22 protein-coding genes are annotated in these 24431 nt (G+C 68.3%); 14 read left to right on the top strand and 8 right to left on the bottom strand.

The features are described from left to right. Nucleotides 1-4 precede the first annotated feature (4 nt). From QM624_RS01340 to QM624_RS01330, 3 genes are all read left to right on the top strand, one after another. Nucleotides 5-886: a carbohydrate ABC transporter permease gene (locus QM624_RS01340; RefSeq protein ID WP_415088287.1), complete on the top strand. Its 882-nt coding sequence runs from the start codon at nt 5-7 to the stop codon at nt 884-886. 1 nt (nt 887) lies between these two features. Further along, the gene (locus QM624_RS01335; RefSeq protein ID WP_415088286.1) at nt 888-1823 is read left to right on the top strand and encodes a carbohydrate ABC transporter permease; all 936 of its coding nucleotides are present in this window, start codon (nt 888-890) and stop codon (nt 1821-1823) included. 91 nt (nt 1824-1914) lie between these two features. Beyond that, the gene (locus QM624_RS01330) at nt 1915-5103 is read left to right on the top strand and encodes a glycoside hydrolase domain-containing protein (RefSeq protein WP_415088285.1); all 3189 of its coding nucleotides are present in this window, start codon (nt 1915-1917) and stop codon (nt 5101-5103) included. 34 nt (nt 5104-5137) lie between these two features. On the opposite strand, the gene QM624_RS01325 is transcribed toward QM624_RS01330, so the two are convergent. Beyond that, nucleotides 5138-6058 (bottom strand): ROK family protein, encoded by a 921-nt coding sequence (locus QM624_RS01325; protein ID WP_415088284.1) that lies wholly within the window; start codon nt 6056-6058, stop codon nt 5138-5140. Nucleotides 6059-6101: 43 nt separating this feature from the next. Between QM624_RS01325 and manA the strand changes: the two genes are divergently transcribed. From manA to QM624_RS01285, 8 genes are all read left to right on the top strand, one after another. Continuing rightward, the gene (gene manA / locus QM624_RS01320; RefSeq protein WP_415088283.1) at nt 6102-7298 is read left to right on the top strand and encodes a mannose-6-phosphate isomerase, class I; all 1197 of its coding nucleotides are present in this window, start codon (nt 6102-6104) and stop codon (nt 7296-7298) included. A gap of 27 nt (nt 7299-7325) precedes the next feature. Next, nucleotides 7326-8186: an EamA family transporter gene (locus QM624_RS01315; RefSeq protein ID WP_415088282.1), complete on the top strand. Its 861-nt coding sequence runs from the start codon at nt 7326-7328 to the stop codon at nt 8184-8186. Nucleotides 8187-8254: 68 nt separating this feature from the next. Then, entirely contained in the window at nt 8255-8776 is a 522-nt protein-coding gene (locus QM624_RS01310) for a VOC family protein (RefSeq protein ID WP_415088281.1), read from the top strand. 153 nt (nt 8777-8929) lie between these two features. Beyond that, entirely contained in the window at nt 8930-9265 is a 336-nt protein-coding gene (locus QM624_RS01305) for a PTS lactose/cellobiose transporter subunit IIA (protein WP_415088280.1), read from the top strand. Continuing rightward, a complete protein-coding gene (locus QM624_RS01300; RefSeq protein ID WP_415088279.1) occupies nt 9262-10680 on the top strand; it encodes a glycoside hydrolase family 1 protein in 1419 nt (472 codons plus the stop codon). The genes QM624_RS01305 and QM624_RS01300 overlap by 4 nt, the downstream gene beginning before the upstream one ends. Continuing rightward, complete coding sequence (locus tag QM624_RS01295; RefSeq protein ID WP_415088277.1) at nt 10677-12038, top strand: PTS transporter subunit EIIC; 1362 nt, start codon at nt 10677-10679, stop codon at nt 12036-12038. Before QM624_RS01300 ends, QM624_RS01295 begins: the two co-directional genes overlap by 4 nt. A gap of 60 nt (nt 12039-12098) precedes the next feature. Beyond that, nucleotides 12099-12392, top strand: a complete 294-nt coding sequence (locus QM624_RS01290) for a PTS sugar transporter subunit IIB (RefSeq protein WP_415088276.1) — start codon at nt 12099-12101, stop codon at nt 12390-12392. Nucleotides 12393-12419: 27 nt separating this feature from the next. Continuing rightward, complete coding sequence (locus QM624_RS01285; protein WP_415088275.1) at nt 12420-14330, top strand: BglG family transcription antiterminator; 1911 nt, start codon at nt 12420-12422, stop codon at nt 14328-14330. Between the two features lie 4 nt (nt 14331-14334). On the opposite strand, the gene QM624_RS01280 is transcribed toward QM624_RS01285, so the two are convergent. Further along, a complete protein-coding gene (locus QM624_RS01280) occupies nt 14335-15204 on the bottom strand; it encodes a mechanosensitive ion channel family protein (RefSeq protein ID WP_415088274.1) in 870 nt (289 codons plus the stop codon). A 61-nt stretch (nt 15205-15265) separates the two neighbouring features. On the opposite strand from QM624_RS01280, the gene QM624_RS01275 reads away from it, so the two are divergent. Next, on the top strand, nt 15266-16003 hold the full coding sequence (locus QM624_RS01275; RefSeq protein ID WP_415088273.1) for an SDR family NAD(P)-dependent oxidoreductase: 738 nt from the start codon (nt 15266-15268) through the stop codon (nt 16001-16003). A 70-nt stretch (nt 16004-16073) separates the two neighbouring features. On the opposite strand, the gene QM624_RS01270 is transcribed toward QM624_RS01275, so the two are convergent. The 6 genes from QM624_RS01270 to QM624_RS01245 all read right to left on the bottom strand — a co-directional run bounded on the left by QM624_RS01270 (nt 16074) and on the right by QM624_RS01245 (nt 22537). Continuing rightward, the gene (locus QM624_RS01270) at nt 16074-16790 is read right to left on the bottom strand and encodes an ABC transporter ATP-binding protein (RefSeq protein WP_415088272.1); all 717 of its coding nucleotides are present in this window, start codon (nt 16788-16790) and stop codon (nt 16074-16076) included. After that, the gene (locus QM624_RS01265) at nt 16774-17550 is read right to left on the bottom strand and encodes an ABC transporter ATP-binding protein (protein ID WP_415088317.1); all 777 of its coding nucleotides are present in this window, start codon (nt 17548-17550) and stop codon (nt 16774-16776) included. Before QM624_RS01265 ends, QM624_RS01270 begins: the two co-directional genes overlap by 17 nt. 62 nt (nt 17551-17612) lie before the next feature. Further along, a complete protein-coding gene (locus QM624_RS01260; RefSeq protein ID WP_415088270.1) occupies nt 17613-19349 on the bottom strand; it encodes a branched-chain amino acid ABC transporter permease in 1737 nt (578 codons plus the stop codon). Beyond that, nucleotides 19346-20296: a branched-chain amino acid ABC transporter permease gene (locus QM624_RS01255; protein WP_415088269.1), complete on the bottom strand. Its 951-nt coding sequence runs from the start codon at nt 20294-20296 to the stop codon at nt 19346-19348. The genes QM624_RS01260 and QM624_RS01255 overlap by 4 nt, the downstream gene beginning before the upstream one ends. Nucleotides 20297-20361: 65 nt before the next feature. Then, nucleotides 20362-21576: a branched-chain amino acid ABC transporter substrate-binding protein gene (locus QM624_RS01250; RefSeq protein WP_415088268.1), complete on the bottom strand. Its 1215-nt coding sequence runs from the start codon at nt 21574-21576 to the stop codon at nt 20362-20364. A 214-nt stretch (nt 21577-21790) separates the two neighbouring features. Next, nucleotides 21791-22537 (bottom strand): SIR2 family NAD-dependent protein deacylase, encoded by a 747-nt coding sequence (locus QM624_RS01245; protein ID WP_415088267.1) that lies wholly within the window; start codon nt 22535-22537, stop codon nt 21791-21793. 143 nt (nt 22538-22680) lie between these two features. Between QM624_RS01245 and QM624_RS01240 the strand changes: the two genes are divergently transcribed. Both QM624_RS01240 and QM624_RS01235 read left to right on the top strand, forming a co-directional pair. Next, the gene (locus tag QM624_RS01240; protein WP_415088266.1) at nt 22681-23829 is read left to right on the top strand and encodes an LLM class flavin-dependent oxidoreductase; all 1149 of its coding nucleotides are present in this window, start codon (nt 22681-22683) and stop codon (nt 23827-23829) included. Next, entirely contained in the window at nt 23826-24431 is a 606-nt protein-coding gene (locus tag QM624_RS01235; protein WP_415088265.1) for a CE1759 family FMN reductase, read from the top strand. Before QM624_RS01240 ends, QM624_RS01235 begins: the two co-directional genes overlap by 4 nt.

The raw sequence follows: 24431 nt of genomic DNA, 5'->3' as shown, positions 1-24431 counted from the left end.
AGCGATGAAGTCGCATAAGTGGTTCACCCCGTGGCTGCTGGCGGCGCCAGGCGTGATCTGGGTGCTGGTGTTCGGCCTGTGGCCGTTCTTCAACACTGTCGTGCTGAGCTTCACCAACGCGCGACCGCTGCAAGCCGGGCGGTTCGTGGGTCTGGAGAACTACGCCCGCATCGGGTCCGACGAGCAGTTCGGTTACGCGTTGACGACGAGCTTGATCTACATGGTGGTGTGCATTCCGCTGTTGACGATCCTGCCGCTGCTGCTCGCGTTGCTGGTGGAGAAGACGATCCCCTGGATCACCTTCTTCCGTACCACCTTCTACTTCCCGGTGATCGCCTCGGTGGTCGTGGTCGCACTGATCTGGACCTGGCTGTTCGACACCAAGGGCCTGATCAACGGGGCGCTGGAGGCGATGGGCGTCGTGGACAACCCCATTCCGTTCCTGGTCGATCGGTGGTGGCTGCTGATCTGCGCCATTCTGCTGACGGTCTGGAAGGGTCTCGGGTACTACATGGTGGTCTATCTGGCCGCGCTGGGTAACTCCAACAAGGAGCTGCACGAGGCGGCCGCGCTGGACGGGGCGGGCACCTTCCAGCGCTTCCTGACCGTCACCATTCCGGCGGTCCGCGGCGCGATGGTGCTGATCATGGCGCTGGTCGCCGTCTCGGCACTGCGCGTCTTCACCGAGCTGCAGGTGCTGTCCAACGGCACCGGCGGCCCCGGTGGTCAGTCCATGTCGATCGTGATGCTGATCAAGACGATCGGCTCGGGTCTCACCGGCAACGTCGGCTACGCCTCGGCGCTCAGCGTCGTGCTGTTCCTGATCACGGCACTGCCGCTGCTGGCGATCGCCTGGATGAACCGCGAGAAGGAAGCGAAGGCCTGAGATGACCACAACGGTGGAAGAAACCCCGCAGTCGATCGAGGTCGCCGCGCGGGCCGTCAAGACCAAGAAGTACAAGGAGCCCGCCTACCGGCGCAAGGGTTCCAGCGACTTCCTCAAGCCCACCCTCGGTGGCCTGATCTTCCGTTACGTCCTGCTCGCGCTGGTGACGGTGATCGTGGTGGGTCCGCTGATCTTCCAGCTGTCCACCTCGCTGAAGGGCCCCGCGGAGGACATCTACAACTTCCCGCCCAGCCTGATTCCGCAGGATCTGACGTTCCAGAACTACGTGCGGGTGACCGACTTCATTCCGGTCTACCTGTACGCCTGGCACTCGCTGCTGGTGGCGGTCGGCACGGTGATCACCAACGCGGCATTCGCCACCTTCGGCGGCTACGCGCTGGGCTGCATGGATTTCAAGGGCAAGAAGATCGTGATGGGCATCCTGCTGTCGACGATGCTGCTGCCCGGTGAGGTCACGATCACCAGCCAGTTCCTGACCATCAAGGCGTTCGGCCTGGCCGACACCCTGTGGGGCGTGTTCCTGCCGGGCGCGGTCGGGGCGATGAACGTGCTGCTGATCACCACGGCCTGCCGGGCCATTCCGAAGGACATGCTCGACGCGGCCACCATCGACGGTGCGACCACGTGGCAACGCATCCGTCACATGGTGTGGCCGAACATCAAGGGCATGGTCAGCGTGGTGGCGATCTTCTCGTTCATCGGCGCCTGGGACGACTTCCTGTGGCCGCTGATCGTGTTGACCGATCCCGCCAAGTACACCCTGACGGTCGGTATGGCGTTCCTCAGCGGCAACTTCGCCGATCCGCGCCTGGTCGCGGCCGGCACGATGATCGCGCTGATTCCGATCGTGATCCTGTTCTCGGTGATGCAGCGGCACTTCTTCGCCGGTGTCGAGGAGGGCGCGATCAAGGGATGACCGCACAGTGATGACTCCGGCCATCGCGCCCGATCCGGGCCCGCCGGATCCACCATCGTCTCGCCCCCGAGCAGGAGTGCTCGGGGGCGAGGTGTTCTCCTTCTCCTACCGACCTGCGGACGGCATCGCCGTCATCCCGATGGACCTCGTCATTCCGGCGGACGCCGGGAGCTCGCTGGTCGACACCCCGTCGCCGGTCGAGCTTGTCGAGACCCATCCCGCAGCCGACCACTCCGTTACCGCCGACACCGAACTGCACTGGGCCTTCTACGCCGACGACGCCGCCGCCCTGCAGGCGCCGTGGGCATCCCTGGCGGTCTGCCCGGACGTGGTCTTCGACGACGGCTCCAGACTGTCCGACGGCCTCCCGGATCGTGGGGAAGCCGCCGACCGGTACGGCTTCCCGGTCACGCCGTCCGATCAGTTCGCGGCGCGCTGGAGCATGCCGCAGCAATGGAACGCCGACACCGTCTCGCTCGCCCCCTGGGCCGGACGCCGGATCAGCGCGATCGAGGTGGTGCTCGGCGACGAGTCGCTGGTCGGTGATGCCGCCGCCGCTGAGCTGGCGACGGGCTGGGTCGAGGTGGTGGTGCGGCGAGCCGAGGCACTTCGGGGCTCCCCGGCCGAATGGGTCGACACCCGGCGCGGCACCCATGCGGGCGCCCGGTTCTCCCGCGGGAACACGCTTCCCGCCGTCGCGCACCCGCGCGGCTTCGTCTTCCTCACCCCGGCCACGGACGCCGCCGACACCCGCTGGCCGTACCGCTGGGGCGTCCACGACGAACCGGCCGGACGCCGGCTGGCGGCACTGCAGACCTCGCATCAGCCGAGCCCATGGATCGGGGATCACGGGGTGCTGCAGTTCCTGCCGTACCTGCCCGCCTCGGGTGGACCGTCCGGTCACGGCGGGCACATCGTGCCGGGCACCGAGCTGGCCCAGCCGCACCGGTACGCCGCGACGTTGATCGAGGGCATCGAGGTCGAGGGCACCAGTACGGCTGCGGTGGTCGCGGTGCGGGTACGTAGTGCCTGGGCAGGTCTGCTGGTCGGCTGGCCGCAGGGCGACGGCTCGCTGGTGCTGGAGTCGCTCCCGGACGGCAGAGTGATGGTCCACGGCTGGATCGGCGAACGTCCGGACGCCGCCTGGGGCAACGCGCCCCGAATGTACGTCTACGGCGAGACCGCGGAACGTGCCGCGGTGGAGACCTCCGGCGAGCCGTACGGTCTGGGGGTGATGGCACCCGGCCAGCTGGAGCTGAGGGTCGCGACATCCTTCCTCTCGACCGATCAGGCGCGTCGCACCTTCGCACTGGAGGCGCCCTGGACGTCCGGCTTCGACGAGTTGGTGCCGGCGAGCCGGGCTCGCTGGGACGCGATCTGCGGCGCCGTCGAACTGCCGGCGCCCGCCGATGATCGGTACGCCCTGGCGCATCGCGAACTGCGCGCCAGACTCGCGCACGCGCTGTACCGGCTGAACCTCTACCCGAACACCGCATCCGAGAACGCCGGGACCGCTGACGCACCCGAGTGGCGCTTCGCCGACGTCTTCACCCGCGCTGAACCGCACGGCGAGGAGGTCACCGGAGCCCCGATCGCGTCAGGTCGGCTGGTGGTGAACAACGGCTACTGGGACACCTACCGCACCGTCTGGCCGCTGCTCGCCCTGCTGGACGCCGACGGCACTGGGGAACTGCTGGACGGGCAGCTGGAACAGGTCCGCCGCGGCGGTTGGACGGCGCGATGGAGCGGTCCCGGCTACATCGATTGCATGGTCGGCACCTCCAGCGACCAGGTGTACGCCCAGGCGGCCCGGCTCGGTGTCGGCGGGTTCGACCGTGAGCTGGCCTACGAATCGGGTTGGCGCAACGCCTGCGAACCCAGCCCGGACGCCCGGACCGGACGCGCCGGAACGGCCTCCGCGCGGTTCACCGGCCATGTTCCACGTGAAATCCATGCCGGGCTGTCCTGGACGATCGAGGCCGCGATCGGGGACGCGGCGCTGGGCCGGTTCGCCGAACTGCTTGCCGAATCGGCGTCGGAAGCCGAGCGCTACCGCGCGCATGCCCGCTACTTCGCCAATCGTTCGTTGAGCTACCGGCAGCTGTTCGATCCGGAGACCGGCTTCTTCCGCGGCCGTTCCGCCGCTGGTCGAGACGCTGCTGGCTTCGATCCCGCGGTCTGGGGCGGTGACTACGTCGAGACCAACGCCTGGGGCATGTCGGCCTCCGCGGTGCACGACGGCGCCGGCCTGGCGGAGCTGTTCGGTGGGCCGGCGGCATTGCGGGAGCATCTGGACCGGCTGTTCGCCGAGCCGGAGACGATCGTGGCGCCGTACCACCCTGACCAGGTGGTGCACGAGCAGGTCGAGGCGAGGGCGCAGCGCTCGGGCATGTGCGCGCTGTCGAACCAGCCCGCGCACCACCTGCCGTTCATGTACCTGCACACCGATCAGCCCTGGCGCGCCGCACCACTGGCGCGGGAACTGGCCGGACGGCTGTTCGCCGGCGGTCACATCGGCCAGGGCTTCCCCGGCGACGAGGACAACGGCGAGATGAGCGGCTGGTGGCTATGGGCGCTGCTCGGCCTCTACCCGCTCGATCCCGGCTCGGCGGAGCTGGTGATCGGGACGCCGCTGGTCGACGACGTCACCCTGCGCCGTGACATCGGGCCGCTACGGGTGCGGGTGAACCGCGAGTCACCGGACGCGTCGTACCTGGCGGCCGCCTCCTGGAACGGGCGTGTCCTTATCCGACCCCGGCTCACCCCCGCTGAGCTCGCCGAACCGGGGCTGCTGGAGATCGACCTGGTCGATGAACCGCCAATCGACGCACCGCTCTGGCAGGCGCCGCCGGTCACCGTCAAGGAGTGGCAACCGGATCTGTGTCATCCCGAGTTCGCCCTCGCGAACTCCGGTGTGAATGCTCAGGTTGTCTTCGACGACGGCGCCGATCCGGACGGCTGCCGCCTGCTGGCGCCCGGTGACTGGGTCGGTCAGGACTTCGGCGCTCCGAAGCGGGTGACCGACCTCACGGTGACAAGCCTGGACGCGACCGACTCCGACGTTTTCGTGATCGAGCACAGCGAGGACGGCCTGGTCTGGCAGGAGGCTCCCGCCACGCACCACGAGCTGCTGCCAGCTAACCGGACGACCCCATTTCAGCTAGCCACACCGGTATCGAGTCGCTACTGGCGAGTCCGGGTGACAGCCCCGCTGCGGCTACGGCAGCTCGAGTTCTTCGATCTCGATCCGGACGGAGATCCCGGGGCAAGCCCGGGATGACGAGACGGCGTCCGAGGGATGACGAGGCGGTGGGTCAGACCAGCAGGTCGGAGCGGTGCACCAGGGCGGCAGCGCCGATCAGCGGGGCGTCGCCGGCCAGGGACGCCCGCTCGACCCGGACGGCGCGGGCGAACGCGTTCACCGCGCGAGAATCCACCGCCGCGCGGATGTGATCGACGTAGTCGTCGGCGACCAGCGAGAAGCCGCCGCCGACCACGGCCAACTCCAGGTCGAGCAGGGTGGCGGCGTTCACCACGCCGGTGCCGATGAAGGTGGCGGACCGCACCACGGCGGCGACCGCGATCGGATCGCCGGCGGCGTAGGCTGCGGCCAGCTCTTCGCCGTCCGACCCGGCCCATCCCTGGGCGCGTGCCCAGGTCACGGTGTGCGGCCCGGACGACAGCTCTTCGACGGTCGCCGCGGCCGCCGAGCCCTCGACCCGGTCGACGATGACCTGGCCGAGATGCCCGGCGTTGCCGGTGGCCCCGGCGATCACCCGACCGTCGGAGATGATGCCGCCACCCACACCGGTGGAGACGACGAAGACCATGGCGTTGCTGACGCCGCGTGCCGCGCCCAGCCACAACTCGGCCAGCGCGATGCAGGTGCCGTCGAGACGCAGCCGGACGTCGTCCAGCCCGGACGCCTCACGCACCACGTCGACGATCGGGAAGTCACGCAGGCCGGTCAGGTTGATCGGCGAGATCGCGCCGAGCGGCAGGTTCAACGGGCCGGCCGAACCGATGCCGGCGGCGGAGACGTCCGACCAGTGCGGCGAGTCGAGTGCCGGCCGCAGCGCAGAGGCGATCGAAGCCGCCGCGGCGTCCGGAGTCGACGCACCGGTGGAACCCATTGCGGCACGGCCGCGGGTGCCCTCGATAATGGTGCCGTCGGTGTCGATGAGCGCCGCCTCGACCTTGGTTCCGCCGAGGTCGATAGCCAATGCAGCCGTCATGGCGACACGGTATCCTAAATCGATTGAGGAGGGTAGGACTTCGTTGTTCATCGAGCTTGTGAATACGCCGCGGCTCTATGCGTGGGGTTCCTACGACGGCATCGCCGACTTCACCGGGCACCAGCCGAGCGGGGAACCCGAGGCCGAGCTGTGGTTCGGTACCCATCCCGGCTCGCCCAGCCTGACCTCGCGCACCTTCCCGCCCAGCGAACCCGGCCACGCGACGCTGCGCGACTGGGTCGCCGCCGAGCCGGAATTGCTGCTCGGCGACCCGGACGCCACCGAGCTGCCGATCCTGCTCAAGGTGCTGGCCGCCCGGACGCCGCTGTCGCTGCAGGTGCATCCCAGCCCGGAGCAGGCCGAGCACGGCTACGCCGACGAGGTGGCCCGCGGCATCGCGGTCGACGCGTTCAGCCGCTCCTACAAGGACCCCTTCCCCAAGCCCGAGATCATCGTGGCCGTCACCGAGTTCGAGGGGCTGTGCGGCTTCCGGCCCAGCACCGAAGTGGCTGCCTTCGCTGCCGACCTCACCGCGCTGGCGCCGCAGCCGAGCCCGGGTCTTGCCCAACTGCTCGAGCTGCTGGCTGATCCCACCGCGATGGAGCCGGTGGTCGACTGGCTGCTGTCCGGCGAGGCGTCGGCTGCCGAGTGCGTCTCCGAGGTGATCGCCCTGGCCGGCTCGGCCGCCGCCGCAGGTACTGTCAGCGCGGCCACCTTCCGCACCGTCATCGAACTCGCGGAACACTACCCGGGCGACCCCGGCGTGGTGGTCGCCGCGCTGCTCAACCGGATCGCGCTGCGGCCGGGGGAGTGCATGTTCGCCGCTGCCGGCGTCCTGCACGCCTACCTGCGCGGCGTCGGCATCGAACTGATGACCGCCAGCGACAACGTGCTGCGCGGCGGCCTGACCCCCAAGCACGTCGACACCGGCGAACTGCTCCGGGTGCTGTCCTTCGACCAGGGCGAGCCGGCCCTGCTGGCACCCGGCCGTCCGACCGACAACGTGACGGTGTACGCGCCGCCGGCGCCCTTCGAACTCACCGTCGTGGATCTGGCCGACAGCACCGAGCAGTTGCATGGCGGGCCGGCGATCCTGCTGGTCGAACGTGGCGCGGTGACGCTCACCGGCGCCGAGGCGTCCGTCACCCTGGAGCGCGGGCAGGCGGTGTTCATTCCGGCGTCCGAGGCCGACGTGAGCCTGAGCGGCACCGGACGGGCCTGGCTGGCCAGCGCCGGCTGACAAGCTGCGGAGGTCTATAGTCCGGTGGTGCGCAGCGCCCTGACCCGGATCGACCCCGTGTGGCTGGTGCTGTTCGGGATCGCCTCGGTGCAGCTGGGCGCCTCGTTCGCGAAGGACCTGTTCGCGCTCAGCACGCCGACCGCGACGGCCTGGCTGCGGCTCTGCTTCGCGAGCCTGATCTTCCTCACCTTCGCCCGGCCCCGGCTGCGCGGACGCCGTCCGCGGGAATGGGTGATCGTGCTCGGCTACGGGCTGGCGCTGGCCGGGATGAACTGGGCCATCTACGCCAGCTTCGCGCGGATCCCGATCGGGGTCGCGGTCACCGTGGAGTTCCTCGGACCGCTGGCCGTCGCGGTGGCCGGCTCGCGGCGTCCGCGCGACCTGATCTGGGTCGGCCTGGCCGGGCTCGGCGTCGCTCTGCTCGGCCTGCAACCGGTCGAGGCCGACTGGGTCGGACTGGGCCTGGCAGTGCTGGCCGGCGCCCTGTGGGCCGGCTACATCCTGCTCGCCGGACCGACCGGACGCCACTTCGAGGGCGTCTCCGGCGTCACCGTCGCCAGCGTGGTCGGCGCGGTGCTGCTGGCGCCGGCGGCGCTGATGTTCGGCGATCCGGTGTTCAGCCCGCATGTGCTCGGTGTCGCCCTGGCGGTCGGGTTGTTGTCGTCGGTGATTCCGTACGGATTTGAGATGGTCGCGTTGCGCCGGATGAGACCCGGACTGTTCGGCATTCTGATGAGTCTCGAGCCGGCGGCCGCGGCACTGTTCGCCCTTGTGTTGCTGGGAGAGAACCTCAGCATCGTGGAGTGTGCGGCGATGGCCTGCGTGATCTTCGCCAGCATCGGCGCCGCCCGTTCGGCCGACACCTCCACGCCGGTGGCCCGCGACTAGCCGCTACCCTCTGCGTTCGCCGGATCACCCTCTCGATCCGGAACCACACCGACCAAGGGGAGCTTTCGATGACGAAACCCGCTGCATTCATCCATCATTCGGCGTTTGTCGTCTCCGATCTGGAGAAGACCCGCGAGTTCTACGTCGACGTTCTGGGCTTCGAAGAGATCCACCGGCCGACCGACTTCGTCTTCCACGGCGCCTACTTCCGGCTGGGCGAGGCGGAGATCCACGTCGTCCAGGAGAAGACCCCCGGACGGCTGCGCGACAACGCCCCGAACTGGGAGGTCGACGAACTGCAGACCGGCCTCGTCCACCACGTCGCGATCATGGTCGACGACTGGCGTCCGCTGCTGGCCAAGGTGCAGGCACGGGGTGAGGACCGGGTCGGCGGCTTCCGGGTCCGCGACGACTTCGTCGAGCAGGTCTACGTCGCCGACCCCGACGGCAACATCATCGAGCTGCTGCAGCAGCACGACGAGGCGTCCGGACGCCTCCGTCGGCAGCAGATCTTCGACGAGGGCATCGCCGTCCCGGTGGCCCCCGGCTACCCGCTGATCAATCCCCGTGAGAAGTACGGCGAGGCGTAAGCGCAGGTAACACCCGGACGAATTCTGCCGCGGTGGCGGAAGCAGATTTCCTGCCGCCGTGGCGGAAGCAAGTGTGTTGGAGCGGCATGGTTCGGCTCGGCTACGTTCGCTTGGGTCCCCGGCATCGGTGCCGGGGAGGGACAGGAGAACGAGATGCTCGACCCGGCCGATTACGAGGCCGCATTCCAGATCATCAGCACCGCGGGGGCAGCGAAATCCGAGTCGATGCTGGCGATCCGTGCTGCCCGCGAGGGAGATCAGACCGCCGCCAAGGAGGCGCTCGCTCGTGCCGATGAGGTGCTGCACGAGGCGCACACGCTGCAGACCGACCTGATCACCGCCGAGGCGCGGGGCCAGGCGGTGCCGGTGAACGTGATCCTGATCCATGCCCAGGATCACCTCACCGGGGCGATCCTGATCCGCGACCTCGCCGAGGAGTTCGTGCACCTGTACGCGGCCGTCCGGCCCGCGGTGGGAGCGACCGAATGATCCGCCGATTCCCGGACGGCTTCCTGTGGGGTGCGTCGTGCTCGGCGCACCAGACGGAAGGCGCCTGGGACGCCGACGGCAAGGGCCTCTCGGTGCAGGACACCCGGCCGCGTGACAACCACGACATCTGCGACTTCGCCGTCGCCGTCGACCACTACCACCGCTACCGCGAGGACATCGCGCTGCTCGCCGAGATGGGTGCCAAGGTCTTCCGGTTCTCCATCGCCTGGACGCGCATCCTGCCCGAGGGCACCGGTGCGGTGAACGAGGCCGGCCTGGCCCACTACGACGACGTGATCAACGCCTGCCTCGAGCACGGCGTCGAACCGATGATCACGCTCTACCACTTCGACCTGCCGCAGGCCCTGGAGGACCGGGGCGGCTGGGACTCGCGCGAAACCGTCGATGCGTTCGAGAACTACGCCCGGATCGTGTTCGAACGCTACGGCGACCGGGTCAGCCGCTGGCTGACCATCAACGAGCCCAACATCATGCTGCTGGTCGACAAGAAGATCCTCGGCCGGGCCATTCCGCTGGAACGCAAATACCAGCAGTTCCATCACCTGATGATCGCCGAGAAGCTGGCCATCAAGGCTTGTCACGAGCTGGTTCCCGGCGGCCAGATCGGCCCCGTCCCGAACATCTCGATCGTCTACCCGGCCAGCGCCAAGCCCAAGGACTACCGGGCTTCGCTGTACTTCAACGCGATCCGGCAGTGGGCCTACCTGGACTTCTCCTGCAAGGGCGTCTACAACCCGCTGCTGCTCGACTACCTGGCCAAGAAGGGCGTCTCGATCGAGGTCACCGAGGCCGACCGCGAGCTGATGGCCGCGCACTTCCCGGACTTCATCGCGATGAACTACTACACCTCGGTTACCGTCGAGTACCCCGAGGACGCCAGCAACATGGCCGACGGGATCAGCGACCAGCAGTCCGAGGACATCATGGACGCCGGCTTCTACAAGGGGTTCACCAACCCCAACCTGGAGAAGACCCAGTTCGCCTGGACGATCGACCCCGACGGCATGCTGACCACCCTGCTGGCCATCGAGGACCGCTACCGGATGCCGATCGTGATCACCGAGAACGGCCTCGGCGCCTACGACGAACTGACCCCCGAGGGCACCATCGAGGACGACTACCGGATCGACTACTACCGCAAGCACCTGACCATGTGCGCCCGGGCGATCGAGTCCGGCGTCCAACTGGTCGGGTACAGCCCCTGGTCGGCGATCGACCTGGTCAGCGTGCACGAGGGAATGCGCAAGCGGTACGGGTTCATCTTCGTCGACCGTGACGAAGCCCACGAGAAGCAGCTCGCTCGCTACCCCAAGAAGAGCTTCCACTGGTACCAGGGCGTCATCGCCGACAACGCCGTCGACGACGCCTCCGAGAGCAAGGAAGGCGTGGCATGAACAAGCTGTTCGAGATCCTCGAAAAACACCTGATGGGCCCGCTGAGCACGCTGGCCAACACCCGGATCATCCGGGCGCTCATGAACGCCGGCCTGGCGACGGTGCCGTTCACGATCGTGAGCTCGATCTTCCTGCTGATCAACAACCTGCCGTTGATCATTCCGCCGCTGGCCGACTTCCTGAAGGCGACCGTTCTGAACTACTCGGCGCTGTACTCGGTGGGCAACACCATGGCGCTGGGCTCCATCGCGGTGTTCTACGTGCTGGCCTTCGGGTACTACCTGACCCTGGCCTACCAGGAGGTCGTGCCGAAGATGGACCGGTTCACCGGTGCCATCCTGGCGCTCTACGCCTTCCTGATGACTATTCCCCAGGTGCGGATCATCGACGGCAAGGCCGTGCTGATGTCGGCGCAGGCCGAGACCTCCACCGTGTGGAACGGCATCGCGCTCGGTGGCTGGGTGACCCGCTTCGGCGGCGTCGGCATCTTCATCGGCATCGTGGTGACCTACCTGGCCATCCGCCTCTACCGGGCCTGCGTCGAGTACAAGATCACCATCAAGATGCCCCCGGGTGTGCCGGCCGGCGTCGAGCGGGCCTTCGCCTCGCTGCTTCCGGCGATCTTCATCGCCTTCATGATGATCATCATCAACGGCGTCCTCGCTGCGTTCGGCACCGACATCCATGAGTTGCTGTCCAAGCCCTTCGCCTTCGTCAAGGACATCGCCGGCAGCCTGGGCGGCATGATCGTGATCATGCTGCTGGTCCACCTGCTGTGGAGCGTCGGCGTGCACGGCACCTCGATCGTGGTGAACTCGTTCGTCAACCCGATCCTGCTGGTCGCCCTGACCGAGAACATGGAGGGCGCCAAGAACATCTTCGCCGGCGACTTCAAGAACATGTTCGTCTTCATCGGTGGTGCCGGCAGCACCCTGGGCCTGGTCATCTGCATGCTGATCTGGGCCAAATCCAGCCAGTTGAAGACGTTGTCGCGGGCCGGTGCGGTGCCGTCGCTGTTCAACATCAACGAGCCGATCATCTTCGGTGCGCCGATCGTCTACAACCCTTACCTGGTGATCCCGTTCTTCGTCATCCCGCTGATCACCACCACGCTGAGCTACTTCGCGATCTCGCTCGGAATGGTCGGTTATGTGGTGGCGGCGATCCCATGGATCTCGCCGGTCGGCGTGGGTGCCTTCCTGGGTACCGGCGGCAACTGGGCGGCGGCCGTGTTGGCGCTGATCAACCTGGCGATCTCCATCGTGTTGTACTTCCCGTTCATGAAGATGTACGACAACAAGCTCTACGCCGAGGAAGTCGCCGCCCGCGAGGCGGAGAGCGAAACCGTTGCCGCCTAGCCCGAATCCCCACGCCGTCCGTCGACGGCGACAGACACCAACCACAAGTGAGGAATAACCATGAAGGTGCTGCTGATCTGCTCGGCAGGAATGTCCACGAGCATGCTGGTGAACAACATGATGAAGTTCGCCGAGGCCGGTGACGCGGTCGAGGCGCTGCCGTTCGGCGAACTCGAGGCCAAGATCGCCGACTACGACGTCGTGCTGCTCGGCCCGCAGATCCGGTTCAAGCTCAAGGACGTCGAGAAGGTGGCCGCCGAACACGGCAAGCCCACCGAAGTCATCGACATGCGGGTGTACGGAACGATGAACGGCCAAGCCGCCATGGAGCAGGCCCGTCGCCTGCTCGCCTGAGCATGATCAGGATGGAGAGTTCGCGTCATGGCCAGGCGGCCTGATCGCGAACACCAGCTGATAGCGGCGCTCGAAGCGGGCAGTCGGCCGTTGTCCGGATCGGACCTCGGCCGTCTGCTGGGCGTGTCCGCGCGCAGCGTTCGGGAGTACGTCCGTGCCATCAACCGGCGTGCCGGCGGCACGGTGATCGAGTCGTCACACCGTGGCTATCTCCTGGATCGACAGGCGTATGCGCGGCGCACCGAGGACGAACTCGTGCCCGGCGACAGCGGCGGCCCCAGCCAGCGTGCCCTGCACGTCCTGGAGCTGCTGCTGTTCGCCGGTGACTCCGGCGACGTGCATGCGTTTTGCGAGCAGGTGCATGTCAGCCTGCCCACCCTGGAGCTGGAGCTGGGCCGGGCCCGCAAGATCCTGCGCGACCACGGGCTGCGGCTGGTGCGCAACCGGGACCGGGTGTGGATCGAGGGAGCGGAGCCGCAGAAGCGGCTGCTGCTGCGCCACGCGCTGTGGTCGGCGGTGGCGAGTTCGCGGCGCGACGACTTCGCCGAGCTCGTCGCGGCCCGTCCTGGCCACCCGCTGGAGCTGCTGCGGTCACTGGTGCGCAGCGAGCTCGACGCGTACCGGCTGGAGACCAACGAGTTCGCGCTGAACGACCTCGCCGTCAATCTGGTGGTCGCGGTGACACGGGCACGGGCCGGACGGCAGCTGCCGGCGTCCGAACCCAGCGCGCTGCCCGAGGTGGTGGAAACGCTCGCCGACGAGGTCGGTGAGCGGCTCGGGGTCGAACTGGATCTCGCCGAACGGCAGCACCTGGCCGACCTGGTCGAAGCCAACACCCGTCCGCTGGCGGCCGAGTTGGGCGACATCGTGCCGGCCGAGGTGCGCGAGGCGGTCGAGCGTGCGCTGTCCGAGGTGGCGGCCGAGTTCCAGATGCTGCGGGCCGGCCAGGAGATGGTGGACAAGCTGGTCCTGCACGTCAACGCCCTGCGCCGCCGGGCCCGGACCGGCGCCTTCGTGCACAACCCGCTGAGCCGTCCGTTCAAAGAGACCCAGCCGCTGTTGCACGAGCTCGCCGTGCAGTTCGCGCGCAAGCTGAGCGCCTCGTTGTCGATCGCGGTCGGCGAATCCGAGGTCGGTTTCCTGGCCTTCTACCTGGCGCACCACTTCCAGCTGCCCCGGGAATCCGACAGTCAGGTGACGGTGCAGTTCGTCGTCCCCCGCTACGCGCCGCTGCTGGCCGGTTTCCAGGCCGCGGTGGAGCGCGCCGTGGGCGACCACGGCTACATCGGCCCGCCGCTGACCGCCGAAGAGGTGCGGGCCGAGGCCATCGACGGCGACGTGGTGGTGACCTGCGTGCACCTGTCGCCGATTCCGGGGGTGCGGACGGTGCGGGTGTCGCCGGTGCCGACGGCGTCCGACCTGACCGCGATCACCGAAGCCGTGCTGGCGGCCGCCGACCTGCGCCGCCGCAACCACGTCTGGTCGGTGCTGTCGGACCTGATCCGTCCCGACCACTACTTCTCGGACACCTCCTGGACCGACCGCGACCAGGTGATCACCGAACTGGCCCAGGTGCTGATCGACGGCGGCTACGCCCCCGACTGGTTCACCGAGGACGTACTGGAACGCGAACGGTTGTCGTCCACCGCGTTCCGGGACCAGTTCGCAATCCCGCACGGACTGCAGCTGAGTGCGCAGCGCACCGGAATCGCGGTCTTCGTCAGCCAGCGTCCGGTGTCCTGGGGCGACAGCTCGGTCCAACTGGTGATGCTGTTCGCCTTCGAGCCCGAGGAACGCCGGATCTTCCGGGACGTCTTCGACACCCTGATCGGCTTCCTGTCCTCGCAGCAGGCGACCGCAAGCCTGATCGCCGCCGGCGGAACGCACCGGGAGTTCATGGCCTGCCTCGCCGAACTGATGCAGGACGGCTCGCGCTGACGCCCTAGAGGGTGGGCGGCGAGGGCAGCACCCGCGGCCCCTTCACCCCGGCATCCTTCAGTGCCTGCGAGCCCCGATCGAGAATCGCGCGCTGCACCCCGAACTGCTGGTTGGGCTGGGTCTTCGCCACGATCCGGATCGTCATCCGGCCCGCCTCCACCGACTGGACGCCGACCACCTTGGGCTCCTCGAGCAGCACCTTCTCCCACTCGGCATCGGCGCCGACGTCGGCGGCCACCTGACCGAGGATCTCGATCACCCGGGTGGAGCTCTCGCTGGTGTCCACCGGAATGTCGATGGTCGCCGTCGACCAGCCCTGGGACTGGTTGCCGACCCGGACGATCTCGCCGTTGCGGATGTACCAGACCTGTCCCGAGCCGTCCCGCAGCCGGGTCACCCGCAGCCCGACGTCCTCCACGGTGCCGGTGGCCTCGCCCAGATCGACCAGGTCACCCACCCCGTACTGGTCCTCGACGATCATGAAGATGCCGGAGAGGTAGTCCTTGACCAGGCTCTGCGCGCCGAAGCCGAGCGCCACGCCGCCGACGCCGGCCGAGGCCAGCAGCGGGGTCAGCGGGATGCCGAGGGTGGCCAGGATGGTGAGCACCGTCAGCACCGCGATCACCGCATTGGTCAGGCTGCGCAGCAACGAGCCCATGGTGGCGGCGCGGGCGGCATAGCGGGCCAGGTGCAGCGGTTCGTTCTGGGTGCCCTGCTCTTCGCGGCGGCGCTTGGCCCGCTCGACGGCCAGATTCGAGGCCCGCCGGATCATCCGCACCAACAGCCAGCGCCCGACCAGCGCGACCAGCAGGATGACCAGGATGATGATCGGGGTTTCCGGCCAGTTCCACACGACGATCGCATACGGCACCATGGCGTCCATTGTTCCGGGCGGACGCCGTCGTCACCAAAGCGCCGACCGGTAGCGTGCTGTCGTGTCGTCCACCCGTGTTGCCCTGGTCACCGGCGCCTCGCGCGGTATTGGTGCCGTCATCGCCCGCCGGCTCGCCGCGGACGGCTGGAGCGTCGCGGTCAACTACCGCGCGGAGGCGGAGCTCGCCCAGCGGGTGGTCGACGACATCCGCGCCGGCGGGGGAGCCGCCGCCGCCTACCCGGCCGACGTCACCGACGAAAGCGAGGTCGCCGGCCTGGTCGCCCGGGTGAGCGCCGAACTCGGGCCGGTGCTCGCCGTGGTCGCCAACGCGACCGGGCCGCAGCCCAACGCGTTCCTGGAGGAGCTGACCTGGGACGCCTACCTCGACCAGTTCCGGTTCTTCGTCAAGAGTCCGACGTTGCTCGCGCAGGCCGTCCTACCGGCGATGAAGTCGCAGCGGTTCGGCCGGCTGATCCTGATCGGCTCGGACATGGTCGACCGGGCCAAGCCCGGCTCGTCCGCCTACGCCGCGGCGAAGGCCGCCGAGGCCGAACTGGTCAAGATCTGGGCCCGCGAGCTCGGACCGCACGGAATCACGGTCAACCTGGTCGCTCCCGGCTGGATCCCGGTCGAGCGGCACGTCGGCGCCGACACGTCCGGCTACCTCGCCGACGTCCCGATGGGCCGGATGGGCACCCCGGACGACATCGCCGGCCTGATCGGCTACCTGGCCTCGGACGCCGCCGGTTTCGTCACCGCCCAGCGGATCAGCGTCAACGGCGGCCACACCCTCGGGTGACCAAAGGAACCGTCCCCGGGAACTGTCCCCTTGGTCACCGGGGACGGTTCCTCCGGTCACCAACCGAGGGTCAGTCTTCGCCCAAGTAGGCGCGGCGCACTCGGTCGTCGCCGAGCAGTTGCTCGCCGGTGCCGTCCAGGGTGATCTGACCGACCTCGAGGACGTAGGCGCGGTCGGAGAGCTTCAGGGCGGCGGCCGCGTTCTGCTCGACCAGCAGGATCGTGACGCCTTCGGACTGCAACGCCCGGATGGTCGACATGATCCGCTGCATCATCAGCGGCGAGAGGCCCATCGACGGCTCGTCGAGCATCAGCAGTCGCGGACGGCTCATCATCGCCCGGCCGATCGCCAGCATCTGCTGCTCGCCGCCGGAGAAGGTGCCGGCCGGCTGGGTGCGCCGCTCCCGCAGGATGTCGAACAGGCCGTAGACCCGCTCCAGGTCGCTGGCGATCGCGCCGGTGTCTTTGCGGGCGAAGGCGCCGAGCAGCAGGTTGTCCTCGACGGTCAGCCGCGGAAAGATCCGGCGTCCCTCGGGGGAGTGCGCCAAGCCGCGCATCACCACCTTGTGGGCCGGGACGCGGTCGATCCGCTCACCCTCGAACCAGATCTCGCCCGACTCCGGACGCAGCAGCCCCGAGATGGTGCGCAGCGTGGTCGTCTTGCCGGCACCGTTGGTGCCCAGCAGCGAGACGACCTGGCCCTGCTCGACGGTGAAGCTGATCCCTTTGACCGCCTTCACCTTGCCGTAGGCGACCACCAGGTCCTTGACCTCAAGCATTCTCGGCACCGTCCTCGCCCTCGGGAGACCCGATGTAGGCCTCGATCACCCGCGGGTCGGACTGGACCTCTGCCGCCGTCCCCTCGACCAGGGTCTTACCGCGCACCAGGCAGGACACCCGGTCGCACAGGTTGAAGATGAACCGCATGTCGTGCTCGATGACCACGATCGCCATGCCGGAATCGCGGATCTTGAAGATCAGCTCCTCGGCCTGCCGGGTCTCCTGCGGGTTCATTCCGGCGGTCGGCTCGTCGAGCAGCAGCAGTTGCGGGTCGGTGGCCAGTGCGCGGGCGATCTCGAGCCGGCGCTGATCGCCGTAGGGCAGGTTCCGGGCCAGGTGGCCGCCCTGGCCCTTCATGCCCACATATTCCAGCAGCTCGATCGCCCGTTCGCGGGTCTCCGCCTCCTCACGCCGGTACTTCGGACCGCGCAGGATCGAGGTCACCGCCATCGACGAGGTGCGGCAGTACCGGCCCACCATCACGTTCTCGAGCGCCGTCATGTTCGGGAACAGCCGGATGTTCTGGAAGGTGCGGGCCATACCGGCGACCACCACCTGGCGCGGCTTGGGCGGCAGCAACTTGTCGGCGAACCGCACCTCGCCGCTGGTCGGCTTGTATAGGCCGGTCAGGCAGTTGAAGAAGGTGGTCTTGCCGGCACCGTTCGGTCCGATCAGGCCGACGATCTCGCCGGTGTGCACGGTCAGGCTGACGTCGTCGACGGCGACCAGGCCACCGAACCGCATGGTCACGTGGCTGGCGACCAGCATTTCGCGCTTGCCCACCTCGTGACCGGACGTCGCGGCGCCGGCCACCGGGCTGTCGATGCTCATCAGCTCTCCTCCGCGAACTCGTAGGGCAGGTCTTCCTCGATCTCGTCGACCAGTTCCTCGTCGTCGGAGTGGAACTCCAGCACCCGGCGCTGGTTCGGGATCATGCCCTCGGGACGGACCCGCATCATGACCACCAGCAGCAGGCCGAACAGCAGCATGCGGTACTCGTTGACGAAGCGCAGCTTCTCGGGCACCAGCTTCAGCAGCACCGCGCCCAGGATGACGCCCATCACGGTGCCCATGCCGCCCAGCACCACCGCGGCCAGCAGGAACGCCGACTCGAGGAAGATGTACTGATCGGGGGTGACAGACTGGTCGACGTGGGCCTTGACGGCACCCGCCAGGCCGGCCAGGAAGGCGCCGCCGGCGAAGGCCAGCAGCTTCAGCCCGAAGACGTTGACGCCCATCGCCTCGGCCGCCTTCTCGTCCTCGCGGATCGCCACCCAACCGCGTCCGATTCGAGAGTGGTTGAGCCGGGTGAAGACCAGCACGATGACCGCCATGATCAGCAGCATCAGGAAGAAGTAGTTCGAGAACCGGCCCAGTGGGATGCCGGCCACGGTGTGGATGGCTCCGAAGTCGAAGCCGAACAGGTTCAGGTTGGGGATCGCCGGAATGCCGGACGAGCCGTGCACCAGGTCGGGCCCGTCCCGGCCGTCCAGGTTGCTCATGCTGATCCGGAAGATCTCGCCGAACGCCAGGGTGACGATGGCCAGGTAGTCGCCGGAGACCCGCAGGGTGGGTGAGCCGATGATCAGGCCCAGGGTGGCCGAGATCAGGCCGGCGATCAGCATCACCACGATGAACGGCGGCTTCCAGCCGATGGTGGCGAACGCCGACTGGCTCATCGTCGCCGCGGTGAACGCGCCGGCGCCGAGGAAGGCGATGTAGCCCAGGTCGAGCAGGCCGGCCAGGCCGACCACGATGTTCAACCCGACCGCGGTGGCGGCGAAGATCAGCACCTGGGTGGCGATCGACATGTTGGCGTCCGAGCCGTTCTGGGTGAACGGGAACAGGAACGCCACCGCGAAGGCGGCGAACACCAGCACGGTGCGATGCCGTTGGCTGACTGCCGAGATCCAGCCGCCGATGCCGCTGCGCAGAATGAAGGCGGCCAGCACGCCGGCGAAGGTCAGGATCACCACGAAGCTGCCGCCGTCGACCTGGTTGAGCGCGTAGGCCGACAGCAGCAGCGCACCGAGCAGCACCAACGCGATGGCGAGAATGCCCACCCAGCCGGGGGTGCGCAGCCGTTCCAGGCTGGGCTGGCGTCCGGGGGTGATCAGCCGGGTGCCGATCAGGCCGATGACGGCCGCGGCGAGGGCGACCCAGCCGCCCCATTCGACGGTGACCAGGCCGCCGAGTTCGAGCACGATCGCCAGCAGCACCACCGCGATGTAGATCAGCATGCCGATGCCGGTGACCTTGGCGGCACGCGTCCAGCCGACCCGCTTGCTCACCTTCAGCAGAGCGGGTGCGATTCCTTTGGCGCCCGCCCACGGCTCGACCAGGCCCATCGCGGCGCAGATCGCCAGGATCAGCCCGAGCGCCAGCCCGAGGAACTGCAGGGTGGACGGCCCACCCAGGTACGACATGTCGTCCAGGGCCCCCGAGGCGTACGCCCAGGGCAGGTAGGCGGAGATGGCGAAGACCAGCCCGCCGGCCAGCGCCAGCAGGCGGCCGATGCGGTGGTGCCGGTTCTGCAGCTCTGGGGTGAAGATCGTGGGGATTCTCATGCCCGATCCACCACCTTCGCGCCGACCAGGCCCTGTGGCCGGAAGACCAGGATCAGGATGAGCAGCACGAACGCCCACACGTCCTTCCAGGAAGGTCCGCCGAACTGGCCGGGCATGAATGCGGTCGCCATCGCCTCGACGACGCCCAGCGTCAGTCCGCCGACCACCGCGCCGTTGATGTTGCCGATGCCGCCCAGCACGGCGGCGGTGAACGCCTTGAGGCCGGCCAGGAAGCCCATCCTGAAGTCGATGTTGCCGTAGCGCAGTCCGTGCGCGACGCCGGCGACGGCGGCCAGCGCGGCACCGACGGCGAAGGCGACGACGATGATCCGGTCGACGTCGATGCCCATCAGCCGGGAGGTGTCCGGATCCTGCGAGACCGCCTGCATGGCGCGTCCGGTCGCCGTCCGGTTGACGAACCACCACAGGAACGCCCAGCAGACCAGCAGCGCGCCGATCACGAAGAAGTTGCCTCGGTGGACGAGTAGCCCGCCGACGTTGACCGGGTCGCCGGTGAAGAAGTCGATCTGCGGGAACGGGATGGCCGCCTTGGCGTCCGGGAAGCCCGGGATCTCGCCGAAGAAGAGCCGGACGAACTCCTGCAGGAAGATTGAGATGCCGATCGCGGTGATCAGCGGTGCCAGCCGAGGTGCGTTGCGGAGCGGCCGGTAAGCGAACCGTTCCATCAGGACGGCGGTCAGCACGGCGACCAGCATGCCGCCGACCAGCATCAGCGGCAGATTCCACCAGGCCGTCGAACCGCCGGTGACGGTGCCCAGCACGATCCAGGTGGACAGCGCCCCGAAGGCGCCGATCATGAAGACCTCGCCGTGGGCGAAGTTGATCAGTTGCACGATGCCGTACACCACCGTGTAGCCCACCGCGATCAACGCGTAGAGGGCACCCAGCGATATGCCGTTGAGCAGTTGGTCCAGGAAGAACGTCACATCGCCCCCGTTCGGTTCTGTGGGGAGCCGCCGGAGCGACTCCCCACAGAATCAGTGGTTGATCCTTACTTGACGCTGGCGGTCTTGTTGGCCACCCACTTGCCGTTCTTGACCTCGTACATGGTCATGGTCTTGGTGATGGCGTCGCCGAACTCGTCGAAACCGACCTTGCCGGTGAGCCCGTCGAAGCTGACCTTGGCCATCGCGTCGATGGTCGCCTGCCGGGCCGAGGACGCGTCCGTGGCGTTCGGCAGGGACTGCTTCAGCGCGGCGACGACGGCCTTGCCGGCATCGTAGGAAGTCAGGCCGTAAGCGGACCAGCCGTCCTTGAAGCCGGCGGCCTGGTAGTCGGCGGCGAACTGCTTGCCGGCTGACACGGTGTCGACATCGGGACCGGGGAAGCTGACCAGGTCACCTTCGGATTTGGCGCCGGCCAGGGTGATGTACTTGTCGTCCTTGACACCGTCGCCGCCCACCAGCGGAACATTCAGGCCCTTGTTCTTCATCTGCTGGCTCATCGGTGCGGCCAGCTGGAACTCGGTGCCGAAGAACACCGCCTGCGGGCTCTTCGCCTTCATCAGGTCGATGACGGTGGAGAAGTCCTTGTCGTCCTTGTTGACCGTCTCGTCGGACACGACGTCACCGCCGAGCTTCTTGAACTCGGCCGCCACTGCGGTGGCGAGACCCTGGCCGTACGGCTTCTTGTCGTTGACCACGGCCAGCTTCTTGATGCCCGCGTCGGACAGGTACTGGGCGATGAACGGGCCCTGGACGGCGTCGGTGGCGCAGGTCCGGAAGTAGCTGTCGTAGGGACGCTTCGGGTTGGCCTCATCGGCACCCTTGGTCAGCGAGACCGCGGTGTTGGCCGGCGAGACCTGAACGATCTTCGCCGCATTGAGGATCGGCTGCACCGACTGGGAGACGCCCGAGTTCAGCGTGCCGACCACGGCGACCACGTCTTTGTCCGAGGCCAGCTTGGTCGCGGCGTTGGCGCCGACATCGGGGGTGGCCTGGTCGTCCTCGGGGGCGAGTTCGAGCTTCCAGCCGGGGATCTCGTTGGAATCATTGGCCTGCTTGAGCGCCAGCTCCACCGAGTTCCGGATGCCGATGCCCATCACCGACAGGTCGCCGGTCAGCGGCGCGATGACGCCGATCTTGGCGGTCTTGGTGGCTCCTGCGGTGCTTCCGGCGCTCGGCTCGGTACGGCTGCCGCAAGCGGCGAAGAGCAGCGATGCGCTCACCAGGGCCGCGGCGCCGCCGAGCAGATTCTTGCTACGCACATTTCCTCCTTGTCGCTCGCGACCCGCCGTCGCGATGATGCGAGAACTATTGCGGGCGAGGACGCGCAGGCGAAGCTCGGTGGCCTGATCGTTGGCCGATTGTGACCAGGATGCAACTTTGGCGTGCGCAATCTCCGTCCCGCGGTGTTGCAGGCATCTAACCGGCTGGGACGCCCGGGCGCCAGCACCCGGGCCGAAAATCGGTGACCCTAATTCAGTTCAGTAAAGCCGGAACGACCTCGACGATCGGATTGCGGTGGACGCTGTATGCGAGGGCGTCGTAGCCGGTCGGCTCGGCGTTGACGATGATCAGCGCCGTGCCGCGTCGGTGGGCGTAGGGCACCAGCCCGGCGGCCGGGTGGACGGTCAGCGAGGTGCCGATCACCAGCAACACGTCCGCCTCTTCGACGGCGGCCACCGCGGCGTCGATGTTCGCGGGGTCCAGATTCTCCTCGAACAGGATGGTGGTGGCCCGCACGATGCCGCCGTCGTAGGGGCAGCGCGGGTCGGTCTCGCCGGCGCGTACCCGGCGGATCATCTCGGTCATCTCGCCGGTGGCCCGGCAGCGTTCGCAGCGCCAGGTGCGGCTGTTGCCGTGCAGCTCGATCACCAACTCCGGGTTGGAGCCGGCCAGTTGATGCAGTCCGTCGGTGTTCTGGGTGACCAGGCCGGTCAGCCGGGCGCCCTGCTCCAGGCCGACCAGGGCGCGGTGGGCGTCGTTGGGTTGGGCGTCGTAGACGGGCGATTCGGCCCGGAACCGCCAGGCCTTGGCGCGGACGTCCGGGTCGTTCAGGTACCAGGACAACGTGGAGACGCGTTCGGCGTCCGGGTCGAGGGTCCAGCGACCCTGCGGCCCGCGGTAGTCGCCGATCCCGGACGCGGTGGAGATCCCGGCCCCGGTGAGGACGGCAACCCGCGCCGCATCGCGCAGCAGCGCGCGTGCCTCAGCGACCTCGTCCATGGCTCAGTGTGACCCCGGGGGCGTCGAGGAGTCGAGACCCCGGGCGACGTCGGATCGGTGCCGCGGAGGTGCGGCAGCGGAATAGGTCGCCGGGGTGGCGCGTTGGGACGTATAGTTGAAACGACAACTATTTGGGAGTGGGCATGCAGTTCGGGATCTTCACCGTCGGCGACATCACCACCGATCCGACCACCGGCCGGACGCCGAGTGAGCACGAGCGGATCAAGGCGGCGATCGCGCTGGCGACCAAGGCCGAGGAGATCGGGCTCGACGTCTTCGCCCTCGGTGAGCACCACAATCCGCCGTTCCACCCCTCCAGCCCGACCACGCTGCTGGGCAACATCGCGGCGCGCACCGAGCGGATCATCCTGTCCACGGCCACCACGCTGATCACCACCAACGACCCGGTGAAGATCGCCGAGGACTACTCGGTGCTGCAGCACGTCGCCGACGGCCGGGTCGACCTGATGCTCGGACGCGGCAACACCGGACCTGTCTATCCGTGGTTCGGCAAGGACATTCGCGACGGCATCAGCCTCGCCGTGGAGAACTACGCCCTGCTGCGCCGGCTCTGGCGCGAGCCGGTGGTCGACTGGGAGGGCCGCTTCCGGACGCCGCTGCAGGGCTTCACCCTGGCGCCGCAACCGCTGGACGGCGTCCCGCCGTTCGTCTGGCACGGCTCGATCCGCAGCCCCGAGATCGCCGAGCAGGCCGCCTTCTACGGCGACGGCTTCTTCCACAACAACATCTTCTGGCCGATGAGCCATACCCGGCAGATGGTCAACCTGTACCGGCGCCGCTTCGAGCACCACGGCCACGGGCCGGCGGACACGGCCATCGTCGGGCTGGGCGGGCAGTTCTTCATGCGCCGCAACAGCCAAGACGCGGTGCGCGAGTTCCGGCCGTACTTCGACAACGCGCCGGTCTACGGCCACGGGCCCAGCCTGGAGGAGTTCAGCGCCCAGACCCCGCTGACGGTCGGTTCGCCGCAGCAGGTGATCGAGCGGACGCTGTCGTTCCGTGATCAGGTCGGTGACTATCAGCGGCAGCTGTTCCTGGTCGATCACGCCGGCCTGCCCCTGGCGACCGTGCTGGAGCAGCTCGACCTGCTCGGCGAGATCCTGCCGACGCTGCGCGAGGGCTTCGCGCAGGGGCGTCCGGCGCATGTCCCGGAGGCACCGACGCACGCCTCGCTGGTCGCGGCCTCGCGGCAGGCCTCCGTTGCGGCCCCGGTCGGCCTCGACGACGTCACCGGACGCAGCCCCTACGCCGAGGCGGGGGAGGCCCGATGACCGGCGAACTGGTGGTGATCAGCGCCGGCATCGCGACGCCGTCGTCCAGCCAACTGCTGGGCGAACGGCTGGCCGACGCCAGCGCCCGGTTCCTGCTGGCGTCCGGGACGCCGGTCACGGTGCGGCACATCGAGTTGCGCACCCTGGCCACCGACCTGGCCCATCAACTGGTCTCCCAGGTGCCGTCGCCGGCCTTGTCGGACGCCTATGCCGCGGTAGGCCGGGCGGTCGGCGTGATCGTGGTGACGCCGGTCTTCAACGCCTCCTACTCGGGCCTGTTCAAGCAGTTCTTCGACCTGCTCGACGAGGGTGCGATGGCGGGCCGTCCGGTGCTGCTGGCCGCGACCGGTGGCACCGCGCGGCACTCGCTGGTGATCGACACCGCGCTGCTGCCGCTGTTCCACTACCTCAAAGCGGTGGTCGCTCCGCTCGGGGTGTTCGCCGCCACCGGCGACTGGGGCGACGTGTCCGGACACCTGGGTGGGCGGATCGATGCCGCATCCCGCGAGTTCGCCGAGCTGGTCACCCGGCGTCCGGGTGCACCGGTCGCCGACGAGTTCGAGTTGGACGCCGACTTCACCGACCTGCTGCGCCGGAGCTGA

Origin of the sequence: Micropruina sp., assembly GCF_047606365.1 — a bacterium.
Taxonomy (GTDB): domain Bacteria; phylum Actinomycetota; class Actinomycetes; order Propionibacteriales; family Propionibacteriaceae; genus Micropruina.
This window is presented reverse-complemented; position numbering and strand designations above follow the sequence as displayed.